Source organism: Staphylococcus pettenkoferi, assembly GCF_002902685.1.
Classification (GTDB): Bacteria; Bacillota; Bacilli; order Staphylococcales; family Staphylococcaceae; genus Staphylococcus; species Staphylococcus pettenkoferi.
The window spans coordinates 13,399-29,385 of the sequence record NZ_PPRN01000018.1; the positions used below are offsets into that span (position 1 = coordinate 13,399).

Consider the following 15,987-nt stretch of genomic DNA (forward strand, 5'->3'; position numbering starts at 1 on the left):
CCTTTTTTATTTTGGTTTGATTTTTGATGTGTATTTTTTATACTCACCAAAAAAGGCACGAATATCTCTCTAATAGTAGGGTACCTGCGCAAACTAAAAAGAAAAGATATCATGCCTATGTGTAATGATACATCAAATGATTTAGGGAATAAAGCACCAAATATCGTATTTAATTGATAAATTTCACTTCGAACTAACCCTGTAAGCTATAAAACGATAAACAACGTTATACCTGATAGCGCGATTGCCATGACTATCGATAAAATGAGTATCGTCACGAATTTCTCAACAAGTGAAACATTGCGATACATAATAAATACAGAAGCTGTAAAAATAAGTAATCCCGCAATAAAATAAACGAGAAAGCACACCATACTAAAAGCATATGGATGATGTGTGATGCCCTCTAGTCGATCTGTAAATTGGTCCATACAAATACTCCTCTATTCAAAGATAATTTATCTCGATATGTTAATCGAGGCATTCGCTCAGTGACGAGAAAACCCCATGATGCCCATTGGTAGTTGACCTATAAAGCACCATTTAAAAAGGAGGGTAAGACTGCGAGCAGTCTTAAACCTCCCAAATGTATCATTATCGGCGATGATTATTGATAAATTGTTGTGCTTGCGTTGTTAAAGCTTCGCCACCAGCCACTTCTTGTTGTGAATATTTATCTGTACTATTGCCTCTTAAATTCCAACCATACGTACGTAAACCATAAACTTGATATTTGTTATTAACGATCGGAGAACCAGAAGCACCTGCACGGAATTTATCTTTAAACATCAATTCAGTGTGATTAGATGAATATTGCAAGAATCTAAATTTATTCCAGTATGCTTTCGTATTATCGTTATTTTGCCAAGGATAACCTAAAGAGTAGAGACGATCTTTATATTTCAAACCTTGAATCTGTTTTTGAGATGCTAGTTTCAACGGTTGCGCGGCTTTCGACATATCTTCTTTCGTATTCACGACTGCAATATCTTGTCCAGCTACTTTAGAAATACGGTTCGCATGGAACTTGTAAGGGCGCTTGTTGCCGTCACGGTTCATTTCAAATGTTACATTTTTAGCGGCTACAGCTTTACCATTTGGATTATCGATCACGTGACCATTCGTTAAGAACGTATGTTTATCAATCATAAAGCCAGTGCCCATGCTATCTTTGCCTTTACCTTTCCAGCCATCAACGTTGCTGACACGACCCACAGCTTTGTACTTGGTCTTATTCGCATAGCCATAATGTTTAATCGTCACATCATTATTATTAATGTTCGTCGCTTTTTGATAAGCACTATTCGCATTGCTAGGGTACATACCATCGTAGTCGTAATGGCCTTCCACCGCTTGAGATGTATTCATTTCAGCACCAAGTCCGACTGTTAAGAGGCCTGTCGCAATGAGTGCTGCGCTTGTCTTTTTAATCACATTTTTCATTTTATAAACCCCTTTAGTTGTAAAAGTTAGAATCGCTTACATTCTACCATATTGATTTAAAGATAAAATGCTTTTTAAGAAATTCTTTCCAAACATTTAAAAATGGTCATTTATGCTGTTTTTCAATAAATCGCTACATAGCACTCTCATTTCACGCAAATGCAGGTCATTGACAATGACAGAAACACGCTTTATAATTAATTAGGTAGCCTAACTAAATTGTTATAAGAAATGAGGAACTCAGACGATGGATAAAGTGCAACAGTTATTCGAAGAATATTTAAAGATTCATAAAAGATACTATCAAGTATCGACCAATGCGTTCGTGCCGATCAATATTTCACTTACACAATGGAATGTGCTCAAATACATTCATTTTAACCAAGATAAACTCACTGTTTCAGATCTAGCTAACAAAGCAGAGGTTCGTGTGCCGACAATGACGGAAACGGTGAAACATCTCTTGGACGAGAAGATTCTTGAAGCGGAAACAGATGCGCAGGATAAGCGTAAGAAATATTATCATCTCACACCATCAGGGGAGCAGTTATTTGAAAAGGCGAATGACATTGGTCTCACTGTTCAAAATGACTTGCTTCAAGATTGCACAGAGGAAGAAATTGATACGACAATCAAAGTCTTAAATTCAATTTCGAAACGTCTGACTCACTATTAATTTGAAATAATTAGAAAGGAAGGTTCTTAAATTGGAACACAGTTCAATATCGCAGCGTCGACAAATACTCATCGTCAGTATGATTCTATTAGGCGCATTTATCGCAGTGTTGAACCAAACGATTCTCACCAGCGTCTTGCCAGATATTATGCAAGACTTCAATCTCTCAAGTACTACAGCGCAATGGCTGACCACCATATTTATGTTAATTTCTGGGATTCTCATCCCCGTTTCAGCATTTCTACTGAACAAATTTACGATTCGCCAACTGTTCTTTACCGCTATGACTTGCTTGGTCGTTGGCTCGCTCATCAGTTTTCTTTCATTTAACTTTACTTCTTTATTAATAGGGCGAATTATACAAGCGCTCGGTGCAGGGATACTCCTCCCTCTTTCACAAACCGTACTATTCTTACTCTTTTCAGTTGAAAAACGCGGAGTCGCAATGGGCGTCTTCGGTCTCGTCATCGGGTTTGCGCCAGCGATTGCACCCGTCTTGTCAGGTTATATCGTCAATATTATGACTTGGAAAGTATTGTTCTTAATTATTCTTGCTGTTTCATTATTAGACTTCGTTATCAGTCTCTTCTTTATGGAAAATGTTTCTGAGGTTAACCCTATGCGCCTCGACATCTTCTCAGTTGTACTTTCAACATTAGGTTTCGGCGGCATTCTCTTTAGCGTAAGTATCGCAGGGGAAATTGGCTGGTTACATCCTATTTCAATCGGCTCAATTATTGTCTTCGCGTTAATCTTGACGGCGTTTATCTTAAGACAACTCAAACTTGCACAACCTATATTAGAATTTAGGGTGTATAAATACGTTAACTTTACGATTTCAACGGTGCTTATCGTCTTTATGATTGTTATCTTCATGGGTAGTATGAGCATCTTGCCACTCTACTTAGAAAGTATTCATGATAAGACGGCCTTTGGAGTAGGACTCGTCTTATTACCAGGAGGTATATTACTCGGTATTCTATCTCCAGTAGGTGGACGTATTTATGACATTTTAGGGCCGAAATTGCTCAGTATTTGTAGTATGATTTTTATCTTTATTGGAGGACTCGTGCTCGCCTTTACGACAATTTCTACGTCTATTCCACAAATCATCATCGGTTTCTCCTTAATTTCTGTAGGAAGTGCAGGCATTATGACGCCGATGACTACAGCAGCAATCAACGCCTTGCCTCCGCATCTCATCACGCACGGTACGGCGATGAATAATACCATCCGTCAAGTCGCTTCGGCTATTGGTACTGCACTATTAATCACGCTAATGTCCACGGTCTCTAAAGCATCAACACATGGGCATTTGCTAGCGATGATTTCAGGTTTCAAAGCAGTGTATATTGCCGTAAGTTTCATCGCTTTACTCGGTATTATCTTGTCGTTCTTCATTGAACAGAATAAATATACAGAAGGGGAGTAGGATCATTTTCGGAGGTTACGCTTGAAAGGCTGACTTGCGTTCAATATAACCTCTCTCTCCTTTACATACACTTCATAAAGTTAAGTCACACACTGACTTTATGGAGTGTTTTTTTATGCGGCGTAAAAGGCATTTTACCCATAGCTGAAACTTCGCTCACCTTTAAATTTGAAAACGTTTCCTAAAATTTCTGTAAAACGGTTGAATGGTGTCAATTTGTTATATATAATACTAATAAATAAATTATAAAAATGGACAAACTTGTTATTGGCAACATAAAATATTATCTCTAAAAACTAGTGCCATTCGCAATAGCAAGTGTTGGGAGTGTCTGCTTTTTATAATGAAGAAGGAGGAAGACACATGACAGCTAAAGCATTCTTTATCAAAATACTTGAACTCATTCCACGCGCAATCGTCAATATTTTTATCTAAGGATCTATTCGCAACTAAAAAACTAAAGAGGTGTTGAATATGAAACAAAGAAGAAATAAGTACAGTATTCGCAAATTTAGCGTAGGTGCATCGTCCATCCTAATCGCTTCACTCCTATTCTTAGGTGGCGGAAGTGCCCACGCTGCAGAGAAAGCAGAGCAACAAGGGGATAGTACGACAGGTTCAACGACACAGACAACTGGGGAACAAGCTGTGCAAAATAGTGAATCAACACCGAATACTTCACAAACTTCTCAACAAGATACACCACAAGATTCAGATGCAACAGATCACAATGATAGCCTACATAAAGATACGCCACAAACTGACGATGCTCACACATCTTCTCAAGACACTCCTGACAACACTTCAACTGAGCAGCCTACAGATAACGATGCTTCAAACAACGCAACTCAAAGTGATGCTTCACCATCTACTGATGATGCCGCGTACTCTAAAGACCACGCGGATCAAACGCCATCACAAGCTAACGACGACGCAGATACGAAAGCCGATAACGATGACACACAAGCTCAATCCGATAACAATGATGTAGCGCAAGACGATCAAGCGGATGCGAGCCAAAGTCATCAAGATAGTGCGCAACAAGATGACCAAGCGGATACGGATGCAACTACTAAAGATGATGACACTCAAGCTGCTAAACATGACCAAGATGCTGGCCAACAAGACAATCAAGATTCTCACAAAGTAGATAATGATAAAGACCAACAAGACAAGCAGGACGCAGATCAATCAGATAATGAGGCAGATGCGCAACATGCTGACGCTGAGAAACACGATTCTGATGCGACAGACCATACGTCCGATAAACAATCTTCAAAAGATGAGAATCCCGCAACTTCATCTGATCAAGACGTAACAGTACAACACGATGACGCGCAAACAGATGACGCGAAACATTCAGCCGACAATCACGCGGCTACAGATGATACCAAAGATCAAGATAGTGATGCTAAGCATGATAGTGACGCTCAAGCTCAAGACACTCATGCCACTGAACCTTCTGATCAATCTGCACAAACAACTCAAGACAAAGCTGACGAGGCCAATGATGCCGCTCAAGCTACTAGTAAAATGACTGCACATCAAGACACTGATGATGCTAATAAAAAGAAAGAAATTGACCCTGATTTTTCAGCAGTAGATAGCGAAACATTAGATCAACAAGCTCAATCAGAAGATGAGAAGAAAGATAAAGATGACAAAGAAGGTTTGAAAACACTTAAAGACAACGCTGTCGCAACACAATCTAACAACAAGACGAAAGAGATGCGGAAGAAGTAAAAGACCAACCAGATAAGAAAGCCGATCAACAACATTACAAGAATAAAGAACCTATCGTGTTAGTACACGGTTTAAGTGGTTACACAGATGATATCAAACCTGATGTGCTCGAACATTATTGGGGCGGAGATAAAGCAGATATCACACAAGACTTAGAACAACATGGTTACAAGACATATGAAGCAAGTGTAAGTGCGTTCGGCAGTAACTATGACAGAGCGGTTGAACTCTACTACTACCTTAAAGGCGGTACAGTTGACTATGGTGCTGCACATGCAGAGAAATATGGCCATGAACGTTACGGTAAGACATACGAAGGTGTTTACAAAGATTGGGAACCAGGTAAGAAAGTTCACTTAGTTGGTCACAGTATGGGTGGACAAACGATTCGTCAACTTGAAGAGTTATTACGTAATGGTAATAAAGAAGAACAAGATTATCAGAAAGAGCATGGTGGCGACATTTCACCATTATACCAAGGTGACCATGACAATATGATTTCTTCAATCACAACATTAGCAACACCACATAATGGTTCACATGGTTCTGACAAATTAGGTAACGAAGCGTTAATCCGCCAAGTTGTATATGACTATGCGAAATGGACTGGTGGCAAAGATACGAAGCAAGATCTCGGTCTTGGTCAATGGGGTCTTAAACAACGCGATGGTGAATCATTCAACGACTATCTCAAACGCGTGAAACAGAACGATAAATTATGGAAGTCTAAAGACAATGCTTTCTACGATTTATCTCTCGCAGGTGCGTCTAAGATTAACCAGAACACATCAATGAATCCGAATATCTCTTATAAGACATATACAGGTTCTGCATCACATCGTAGTTTAGGTGGCCGTTACAAATCAGACCTTAACATGATGTTCTTGCTCTCTATCACAGGTAATGTGATTGGAAAAGTTAACGAAAAAGAATGGCGCGATAACGACGGCCTCGTTTCTGTCATTTCTGGTCTTCACCCATTCAACCAACCACACGTTGATGCTTCAGATAAAGATAAGAAAGGTGTATGGCAAGTGACACCTGTCATGAAAGGTTGGGACCACGCTGACTTCGTTGGACAAGATTACTCAGATACCAAACGTTCAGCGCAAGAATTGAAAGAATTCTATAGAGGTATCGCAGACGACCTCGTAAGTATCGAAGAATAATAAATGGAAGGAGTTCATCACATGTCAGGAAACGTTGTAGAACTATTCAGTTCTTTACTTAGACTTTTGAAAAACTTATTTGGATAATATCAGGTGCGGTAGATAGTATTTCGTAGCACTTGGAATAGAGAGCGCTAGGACGCGTGCAATGTTGCAGTGTTCCAGCGCTTTTTTCGTGTGTAAGATAGAAGTTGAATTTATTATTCTACTCACTAAATGTCTCAGTTACTTTTATCTATAGACCTGAGAACCTTTTCCAAGTTTTACCCATCCCATTAATCAATTCTCGGTACAATGAAAGCTAAAGTAACTCAACTCCAAAATGTAAGCCTTTACACAACTTGTATAGACAAGTTATACTTTGGTTAACTGAAAGGAATGGGGTGTCCAATTTGGGAGTTAAGAAGAAAGATGTGAAAGACATCGTAGAAGCAATCGGTGGCAAAGAGAACGTAAATAAAGCTACACATTGTATTACGCGACTAAGACTTGTACTCAACGATGATAGCAAAGTAGATACTGAGCGTTTGCAGAACAATGATTTGGTGAAAGGTCAGTTTAAAGCAGAGAATCAGTATCAGATTGTTATAGGGCCAGGTACCGTGGATGAAGTGTATAAGCAATTCATTCAAGAAACCGGTACTTCAGAGTCGACGAAAGAAGAAGTGAAAGCAGCGGCAGGTAAGAAAGCGAATCCGCTCCAACGCTTGATTAAGTTGTTGGGAGATATCTTCATTCCTATTTTGCCAGCAATTGTGACAGCGGGTTTATTGCTAGGTTTAAATAATCTACTCACGATGGATCATCTTTTCGGTGAGCAGTCATTAGTTAAACAACATCCACAGCTCGGTGATATTTCTGATATTGTCAATGTAATTGCGAATACCGCATTTATCTTCCTACCAGCACTGGTAGGCTGGAGTAGTATGCGTGTGTTTGGTGGGAATCCGGTTCTCGGGCTCGTGTTAGGACTTGTGCTAATGAATCCTCAGTTAGTGTCCCAATATGATATTGCGAAAGGCCATATTCCTACATGGAATCTCTTCGGGTTAGAGGTGAAACAACTGAACTATCAAGGACAAGTCTTACCGATCTTACTCGCTACATACGTCCTATCATTAATCGAACGTGGGTTGAACAAAGTGGTTCATGATTCGATTAAAATGCTGGTCGTTGGACCATTGGCGCTCTTAATTACAGGTTTCTTGTCATTTGTAGTCATCGGACCGCTCGCTTTATGGATAGGTACAGGTATTACGGATGGCGTCACTTACATTTTCCATCATGCAGGTTGGCTCGGTGGTGCATTATACGGATTCTTCTATGCGCCGTTGGTTATCACAGGTCTGCATCATATGTTCTTAGCTGTTGATATCCAATTGATGGGTAGCGACTTGCACTATACGTATTTATGGCCAATTGTTGCGATTTCTAATATTTGCCAAGGCTCAGCTGCATTTGGCGCATGGTATGTGTATTGGAGAAGAAAGATGAAGAAAGAACAGGGTTTAGCGATTACTTCAGGTGTGTCAGGTCTACTTGGTGTGACAGAGCCGGCGATGTTTGGTGTAAACTTACCGCTGAAATATCCATTCTTCGCTTCGATTATTACTTCAGCGTTTTTAGGCGCAATTATCGGCGGTAACGAAGTCCTTGCGAAAGTCGGCGTCGGTGGTGTCCCTGCATTTTTATCTGTTAAAAGTGAGTATTGGCCTGTATATTTAATCTGTACAGTAGCAGCCATGATTATTCCATTCATACTGACAATTCTTTTCTCTAAAATGAGTAAAGATAAAGCGAAGAAAATGGTAGATAATAAATAAACAATGAGACAGCAATGAAAAGGTGGGTTACTATGTCTCAAACGAATTGGCGTAAATCGGTCGTGTATCAAATTTATCCGAAATCATTTAATGATACGACTGGAAATGGCCAAGGCGATATTAATGGTATTACAGAGAAATTAGATTACTTAGCGTATTTAGGCGTAGATTACCTCTGGTTAACGCCTGTTTATCAATCACCGATGAATGATAATGGCTATGACATTAGTGATTATTATCAAGTGAATGAAATCTTTGGAAGTTTAGACGACTTGAGAACTCTCATCTCTGAAGCGCATCGACGTGATTTGAAGATTATGATGGATATCGTTATCAATCATACTTCAACAGAGCATCAGTGGTTTAAAGATGCTTATAACCATCCTGAAAGTCCGTATCGGGATTTCTACATTTTTAAAAAATCAAAAGATGAAGGTCCTCCGACGAACTGGCAATCGAAATTCGGAGGCAATGCTTGGCAACAAGAAACGGAGACTGACGATTATTATCTTCACTTATTCGATGTGTCCCAAGCTGATTTAAACTGGGATAATCCTCAAGTGCGTGCTGAATTGCATCGTATCGTGAAGTATTGGATGGATTTCGGTGTCGACGGCTTTCGCTTTGATGTGATTAACCTTATCTCAAAGGGAGAGTTTGAAGATTCTAAGCGTATAGGTAAGGAGTTCTATACTGACGGACCTCACGTACATGAATATATTCATGAGCTCAATAAGACAACTTTCGGGGGCACTGATCTTATGACGGTTGGCGAAATGTCCTCCACAACATTGGATCATTGCCTTAAATATACGCGCCCGGAACGTCAAGAATTGCATAGTGTCTTTAACTTCCATCATTTAAAGGTCGATTATGCGGGTGGAGACAAGTGGACCAATGCTTCTATGGACTTTCTGAAGTTGAAAGAGATTCTGATGGACTGGCAAGTTGGTATCTATGAAGGTGGCGGTTGGAACGCGATATTCTGGTGTAATCATGACCAACCACGTATCGTTTCTCGCTTTGGTAACGATGCTACGGAAACGTTAAGAGTTCAAAGTGGTAAAATGTTGGCAATCGTCTTACACATGTTGCAAGGAACGCCTTATATCTATCAAGGTGAAGAAATAGGTATGACTAATCCTAATTTCACGTCTATCGATCAATATCAAGATGTTGAAGCAATTAATGCGTATAAATCTTTAATAGAACAAGGTATGTCTGAAAGGGAAGCGCTAACCATTTTAAACCAGAAATCGCGCGACAATTCACGAACGCCGATGTTGTGGAATGATGAACGTCATGCCGGATTTACAGAAGGCGAACCTTGGATGCCAATCAATGCTAACTATCGAAGTATTAACGTGGCGCGAGCGATGGAAGATTCTGAGTCTATATTGCAGACGTATCGCAAGTTGATTACGTTGAGACATCAGCACGATATCGTGACTTATGGCGATATTGAACCTCTATACATGACACATCCAGATCTGTTTGTTTATCGTCGAAATTATCAAGGTAAAAGTTGGCTTGTGATTGCGAACTTCTCTGAGTGTAGTGTGGCACTTCCAGAGTCATTGAATATAGAGGGAGAGGCTGTCATCGCTAACTGTGAGTTGAACCAAAGAACGATTGAAGGTTACGGGGCGATTGTAATCGCTCAAGAAGAGAAGTGTGACAAGGACAGTGAATAATTAATGGCACAGCGAAAATTTATCACGATATATGAGAAGTTAAAGGATGCAATCATAGATGGCACATATGCTTATCAAGCGATACTCCCGTCTGAACATGAGCTAGTGAGAACGTTTGATACTTCTCGTGAAACGGTGCGTAAAGCTTTGGCATTACTCATGGATAATGGATTGATTCAGAAGTTGAAAGGCAAGGGATCCGTCGTTATTTATCAAGGGATGACGACCTTGCCCTTTAATGACTTACAAAGCTTTCAAGAAATCAATGTGAGCCAAGGGCGACGCTATCAAACAGTTGTTGAACTCTTTGAAGAAGTTGAAGCGGGCGATGTCCAAAAAGTGAAAGAGGCTTTAGAGCTTAAGATGAGTGATGTGTTGTGGCACGTTGTTCGTACCCGTCGTTTAGATGGACAAGTTAAAATTATTGATGAAGATTATTTCATACAGAAGTACCTGCCTGAGTTAAATATTCAAATTGCTGGGCAATCGATTTACCACTATTTAGAAGAAGTATTAAATACTAAAGTAGGATATGCGCATAAAGAAATTTCCTTTGAACCCTTTAGGGAGTTGGAAGTAGCAATGTTTAGCTCTCACGCTACGCCGTACACCGCTACAGTAAGAGGGGTAGTACATTTAAACGATACAACGAAGTTTCAGTATAATGTGTCGAAACATATTGCCACAGAATTTAAATTCCGAGAATTTTCACGTCGCCACTAAACATTAGTAGTGAGGTTTGTGTCCAATAGGTGGCATTTGCGGGTCGATAGGTAGACCTTTCGAGCACTGTGAGATTTTCAAGCTTGCATTTTAACTATGAATTATAGTAAGATAACATTTGCCGTGCTAGGTGGGGAGGTAGCGGTTCCCTGTACTTGAAAGCCGCTTATGCAAGACTTAACCCCTTTGCCGAGGGTGTATCTTTGTAAAGTCTGCCCAAAATACGTAGTGTTTGAAGATTTCGGTCCTATGCAATACGAACCCATGAATCATGTCAGGTCCTGACGGAAGCAGCATTAAGTGGATCCTCGTATGTGCCGTAGGGTAGCCGAAATTTAGCTAACGACTTTGGTAACGTTTATGAGATACACTCGACGCGAAGGTGCACGGTTATTTTTATGTTTAAAATGACTCGTGTAGCTGAGTTTCGACCAGCTTAAATACATTCAAATACAATACCGACTTACATAGATGAGTGTACTGCCTTGAAATCGTGCAGACACTCTTTTTTTATTATAGAATAGACTTAAATTTATCCTTTTGTGACGAACCTACAAAGTTAAATGGTCATTGCGACTTGTAAGGAGACAACGCATTTTAACCTCACACGGATTGGGCGTTTGACCAAGAACGGCGGAGTGCGTTGTTAACATTTGCCACGCTTCTACGTTAACAGCGTGCGTGCCTTTTACCATGAACGAGGAAAGGACGAGAAGATCACTCGTGCTCACGCATTGGACTAGGAACGTGTTATGATTGAAAGTAACTTACAAACATTGTATACAAAGGATTTCGAAAGACAGACGAATGGGAGGACCTCATGCAAATCTATTTAAGTACTTTAACTGAGAATGACTATGCCGAAAGTTTAGACATGATTGAAGCGGCGTTCAGAGACGTACCACACTCAAACCATGATGAACATCATTTAGTCGCGCAATTGCGTAAAGCGCCAGAATATCGCTATGAACTCGAAGTTGTAGCGAAATTAGAAACCGGCGACATCATTGGACATGCGATGCTATCTGAGGTGAAGATTGTTAACGGAGAAAGCACGTACACAGCGTTGGCTTTAGCGCCTGTATCCGTGTTGCCGGAGTATCAACAACAAGGAATCGGTAAAGCGCTCATTCAAGCTGTAGAAGAACGTGCGAAAGCGGACGATTATACGACAGTCATCGTACTGGGCGATCCAGGATACTATCATCAACTTGGCTATCAAACTGCAGCTGATTACGACATTACAGCGCCGTTTGAGATTGCGCCAGAATATTTGATGGTGAAATTCCTGTGGGACCAACTAGAGGAGTACCCACACGGTGAAGTGGTATATCCTGAGTCTTTCAATTAATCAATGAAACCATTAGAATATAAAAGGTAGAGAAGAATTGCGAGCGGAGGTGCAGAGTTGGATTATCAAGCGTTGTACAGAATGTTCAGACCCCAAAGTTTCGACGATGTAGTGGGTCAGTCTCATGTCACGAAGACTTTACGTAATGCGATATCTAAAGGTAAACAATCCCACGCCTATATATTCAGCGGGCCCCGAGGTACAGGGAAGACGAGTATTGCTAAAGTCTTTGCTAAAGCGATTAATTGCGAACGTTCTACGGATGGCGAGCCTTGTAATGAATGTCCGATATGTAAAGGGATTACTCAAGGTACAAACTCAGATGTGATTGAAATTGACGCGGCGAGTAACAATGGTGTAGATGAGATTCGTAATATACGTGATAAAGTGAAATACGCGCCGAGTGAGTCGAAATACAAAGTGTATATTATTGATGAGGTTCACATGTTAACGACAGGTGCTTTCAACGCCCTGTTAAAGACGTTAGAAGAGCCGCCTTCCCATGCGGTGTTTATCTTGGCGACGACAGAGCCTCATAAGATTCCGCCGACGATTATTTCACGTGCCCAACGTTTCGATTTCAAAGCGATTGGTCACGACCAAATTGTCGATCGTTTGCGTTATGTAGCTGAATCACAAGAGCTGGATTACGAAGATGCCGCATTGGACTTTATTGCTAAGGCCTCTGAAGGTGGTATGCGTGATGCTTTAAGTATTATGGACCAAGCGATTGCTTTCGGTGATGACCACCTCACATTACAGGATGCGTTAGACGTGACAGGAAGTGTGGACGAAGAATCGATTAACCGTCTGTTCGAAGAGGTTGCAGAGAGTGATGTGCGTGCGGCGTTTGAAACGTATCATCAATTTGTAGCTGATGGGAAAGAGGTCAACCGTCTCATCAACGATATGATTTACTTCGTTCGCGATACGATTATGGCTAAGACGTCTGACACGCATTTTAACTATACCGCCTTGGAGAACTTTGACCTGGACACGTTATATAAAATGATTGATGTCATCAATGATACGCTCGTCTCCATCCGTTTCAGTGTGAATCAGAATGTGCATTTTGAGGTCTTACTGGTTAAAATGGCTGAGATGATTAAAGCGCAACCTGAAACAGTGCAGAACGTAGCAACGGCGAGTGTTGCTCAAGAACCTAATAACGACGTGCTCCTCCAGCGTATGGAGCAACTTGAGAATGAATTGAAGACGTTGAAATCACAAGGAGCGGCACAAACAGGGGGTCAACCTCAACAACGTCAACGCTCAGCGAGACGCAGTAGTGGACGTCAAAAGGCATATTCTAAGCAAATGATCTATAAAGTGCTAGATAATGCGAATAAAGAAGATATCAAATTGCTACAAGATAACTGGAAAAAGGTCATTGCACATGCGCAGAACAATGATCAGAAAGCATTAGTGAGCTTGCTTCAGAACTCAGCACCTGTTGCGGCAAGTTCAGAACAAGTTCTTGTCCAATTCGAGGAAGAAATCCATTGCGGCATCGTCAATAAAGATGAGAGTAAACGGGCGAGTATTGAAGATGTCGTTTCTAGTATTATCGACAAGAAAGTTCGTGTCGTAGGTGTACCTTCGAGTCAGTGGATGCAGGTGCGTGCAGATTATCTTCAAGATCGTCATAGAGGCCCAGGAAGAGAAACAGCGCAAGAGAGTGGTACTTCTAATTCCGAGAATACAACTGCTGGTGATAATGAGCAAGCCGAAGTCGATGTTGCTCAGAAAGCGCGAGATTTATTCGGAGAAGAGACTGTAAACGTTATTGATGAAGAGTAATCATTTTACCTAAGGAAGAATAGGTGAGAGAGTGCGGACATGATACATGCGAACGAGTGAGACATGACAACGATTCTCTCGCCATGTATAATGAAACAAAAGCATAATAACTATAGATAAACACATATAAGGAGGATATCAATTATGCGCGGTGGCGGAAATATGCAACAAATGATGAAACAAATGCAGAAGATGCAGAAGAAAATGGGTCAAGAGCAAGAGAAGCTCAAAGAAGAACGTGTAGAAGGTACTGCAGGTGGCGGCATGGTGACTGTAACTGTGTCAGGTCATAAAGAAGTGCTCGACGTTCAAATTAAAGAGGAAGCAGTAGACCCAGACGATATCGAAATGCTTCAAGACTTAGTGCTTGCTGCGACTAACGAAGCGATGAACAAAGCAGACGAGCTTACACAAGAACGCTTAGGTAAGCACACTAAAGGCTTGAACATTCCAGGAATGTGATGCTATGCATTATCCAGAACCAATTTCGAAACTGATAGACAGTTTCATGAAATTGCCAGGCATTGGACCGAAGACGGCTCAACGTCTGGCGTTTCATGTATTAGATATGAAAGAAGACGACGTGGTACAATTTGCGAAAGCGCTCGTCGATGTGAAACGCGAACTCACTTATTGTAGTGAGTGTGGACACATTACGGAACAAGATCCATGTTATATATGCCAAGACAAGAATCGAGATCGCTCAGTGATTTGTGTAGTTGAGGATGACAAAGACGTTATCGCTATGGAGAAGATGCGTGAGTACAATGGCTTGTATCATGTCCTACATGGTGCGATTTCACCAATGGACGGCATTGGTCCAGAAGATATCAATATCCCGACGCTTGTTGAACGCTTGAAAGATGAGGGCGTGAAAGAGATTATTCTCGCAATGAACCCTAACCTCGAGGGTGAATCCACGTCGATGTACATTTCTCGCTTGGTTAAACCTATCGGCATCAAAGTGACGCGTCTAGCTCAAGGCCTCTCTGTAGGTGGCGATTTAGAATATGCTGATGAAGTAACGCTTTCGAAAGCTATTGCTGGAAGAACAGAGATGTAAGTTGCGTAGTTTAGGTGGCTGTGAGGTCACGTGACTATGTGAAAATGGTCAGTCTCATGCAGGTAGATGCCCTCTTGTGGTTGTATAGATTCGTAGGATTGTGGGGCTGCATGTGATTGTTGGCTAAGGTTGGGCGTCTGTGCTCGAGTGAGTGCGTGATTGTGCGAGTTCGTGTAGGCTCATATAGCTGTGTGCACACAGATAGTCTACGGCGATATAAACACGGGTGGGCGTGTTGCCGATGCTCGTGTGAGAGAGAAAGACTAAACGACATATGGCGGAGTGAATATGTAGGTGTGCAATCTTGCGTGGCTGAATAATCGAATCTCATATAGAAGAGAAGGCTACTAGGACATGAGGCTAAGTGAATATAGGAAGTGAAGCGGCAGGCCGAAGAAGTCTGTCGCTTTTTGTTGGGAGGAGGTATCCTCCATGCGACACGTTGAATTATATTAGCTGAAGAAGTCTGTCGCTTTTTGTTGAGCTGAGATGTGTCGGGAGGAGTGTTTACTTCATATGTAGTGAAGGTGGATTGAGTATTGATGAAGTGATATAGGAGAATAGTTGAGTGGAGTTAGGGGCTTGGACTAGAGTGATGCTTGTATAGGATGACCGTAGAAGCGACAGCTTGGTATAATATTTTGAGGATGTAAAAAAGTTTAAAGAAATTTGTAGTTTGGTTTATGAGTGTAGAACGCATTGATAGAGGGCATTTTCGAGGAGTTTAAACTCTCTAAACGAACTTTAAAGATATATGTGTATAAATAGTTTGTTTTTGAGTACGTTTAGAGGATGAGAAAATGGGTAAGGTGTAATTTTTACTGTTGTTCAAATGCTTGGAAGCGTGTATAGTATTTATTTGTCGGACGAAGTTGTTAAAACGAACATTCGATAACGACAAAAATTAATTAAAACTTTTTGTTGACATCAAATGACAAAGAACGTATAATTAATTCTTGTCGGCGAAAGAAAAAGAACGCCAAAATGAACATTGAAAACTAAATGACAATATGTCAACGTTAATTCCAATAAACACAACGTGTTATTGATAACACTTATTTTTATGAGCT

11 protein-coding genes, 1 other RNA gene and 1 pseudogene are annotated in these 15,987 nt (G+C 40.8%); 11 read left to right on the forward strand and 2 right to left on the reverse strand.

Features of this window, described 5'->3' with window-relative positions:
* Positions 1-206: 206 nt before the first annotated feature.
* A complete protein-coding gene (locus CD126_RS03790; RefSeq protein ID WP_049405311.1) occupies positions 207-431 on the reverse strand; it encodes a hypothetical protein in 225 nt (74 codons plus the stop codon).
* Between the two features lie 163 nt (positions 432-594).
* A complete protein-coding gene (locus tag CD126_RS03795) occupies positions 595-1,443 on the reverse strand; it encodes a trypsin-like serine peptidase (RefSeq protein ID WP_002472363.1) in 849 nt (282 codons plus the stop codon).
* 247 nt (positions 1,444-1,690) lie between these two features.
* Between CD126_RS03795 and CD126_RS03800 the strand changes: the two genes are divergently transcribed.
* The 11 genes and pseudogenes from CD126_RS03800 (at position 1,691) to recR (ending at position 14,917) form a co-directional block, all read left to right on the forward strand.
* A complete protein-coding gene (locus CD126_RS03800) occupies positions 1,691-2,119 on the forward strand; it encodes a MarR family winged helix-turn-helix transcriptional regulator (protein ID WP_049405309.1) in 429 nt (142 codons plus the stop codon).
* Positions 2,120-2,150: 31 nt separating this feature from the next.
* Complete coding sequence (locus CD126_RS03805; protein WP_103370059.1) at positions 2,151-3,551, forward strand: DHA2 family efflux MFS transporter permease subunit; 1,401 nt, start codon at positions 2,151-2,153, stop codon at positions 3,549-3,551.
* 474 nt (positions 3,552-4,025) lie between these two features.
* Positions 4,026-6,463 (forward strand): annotated as a pseudogene (lip, locus tag CD126_RS12545) (YSIRK-targeted triacylglycerol lipase).
* Between the two features lie 392 nt (positions 6,464-6,855).
* Positions 6,856-8,286 carry a PTS system trehalose-specific EIIBC component gene (gene treP, locus CD126_RS03815; RefSeq protein WP_049405308.1) on the forward strand — a complete coding sequence of 477 codons (1,431 nt, stop codon included), beginning with the start codon at positions 6,856-6,858 and terminating at the stop codon, positions 8,284-8,286.
* Between the two features lie 32 nt (positions 8,287-8,318).
* Complete coding sequence (treC, locus tag CD126_RS03820) at positions 8,319-9,980, forward strand: alpha,alpha-phosphotrehalase (RefSeq protein WP_103370060.1); 1,662 nt, start codon at positions 8,319-8,321, stop codon at positions 9,978-9,980.
* Positions 9,981-9,983: 3 nt separating this feature from the next.
* Entirely contained in the window at positions 9,984-10,703 is a 720-nt protein-coding gene (gene treR / locus CD126_RS03825; protein WP_049405304.1) for a trehalose operon repressor, read from the forward strand.
* Positions 10,704-10,824: 121 nt separating this feature from the next.
* An RNA gene (gene ffs / locus CD126_RS03830) (signal recognition particle sRNA large type) lies at positions 10,825-11,093 on the forward strand.
* 430 nt (positions 11,094-11,523) lie between these two features.
* Entirely contained in the window at positions 11,524-12,054 is a 531-nt protein-coding gene (locus CD126_RS03835; RefSeq protein WP_049405302.1) for a GNAT family N-acetyltransferase, read from the forward strand.
* 57 nt (positions 12,055-12,111) lie between these two features.
* A complete protein-coding gene (gene dnaX, locus CD126_RS03840) occupies positions 12,112-13,854 on the forward strand; it encodes a DNA polymerase III subunit gamma/tau (protein ID WP_049405299.1) in 1,743 nt (580 codons plus the stop codon).
* Between the two features lie 144 nt (positions 13,855-13,998).
* The gene (locus CD126_RS03845) at positions 13,999-14,316 is read left to right on the forward strand and encodes a YbaB/EbfC family nucleoid-associated protein (protein WP_002472372.1); all 318 of its coding nucleotides are present in this window, start codon (positions 13,999-14,001) and stop codon (positions 14,314-14,316) included.
* Positions 14,317-14,320: 4 nt separating this feature from the next.
* Entirely contained in the window at positions 14,321-14,917 is a 597-nt protein-coding gene (recR, locus tag CD126_RS03850; RefSeq protein ID WP_002472351.1) for a recombination mediator RecR, read from the forward strand.
* The last annotated feature ends 1,070 nt before the right edge of the window (positions 14,918-15,987 follow it).

What these genes read in the sequence shown, in the direction of transcription:
- CD126_RS03845 (WP_002472372.1), top strand. Translation starts at nt 13,999, where the DNA reads ATGCGCGGTGGCGGAAATATGCAACAAATGATGAAACAAATGCAGAAG.
- CD126_RS03795 (WP_002472363.1), bottom strand. Translation starts at nt 1,443, where the DNA reads ATGAAAAATGTGATTAAAAAGACAAGCGCAGCACTCATTGCGACAGGC.
- CD126_RS03835 (WP_049405302.1), top strand. Translation starts at nt 11,524, where the DNA reads ATGCAAATCTATTTAAGTACTTTAACTGAGAATGACTATGCCGAAAGT.
- treR (WP_049405304.1), top strand. Translation starts at nt 9,984, where the DNA reads ATGGCACAGCGAAAATTTATCACGATATATGAGAAGTTAAAGGATGCA.
- CD126_RS03790 (WP_049405311.1), bottom strand. Translation starts at nt 431, where the DNA reads ATGGACCAATTTACAGATCGACTAGAGGGCATCACACATCATCCATAT.
- treC (WP_103370060.1), top strand. Translation starts at nt 8,319, where the DNA reads ATGTCTCAAACGAATTGGCGTAAATCGGTCGTGTATCAAATTTATCCG.
- CD126_RS03800 (WP_049405309.1), top strand. Translation starts at nt 1,691, where the DNA reads ATGGATAAAGTGCAACAGTTATTCGAAGAATATTTAAAGATTCATAAA.
- recR (WP_002472351.1), top strand. Translation starts at nt 14,321, where the DNA reads ATGCATTATCCAGAACCAATTTCGAAACTGATAGACAGTTTCATGAAA.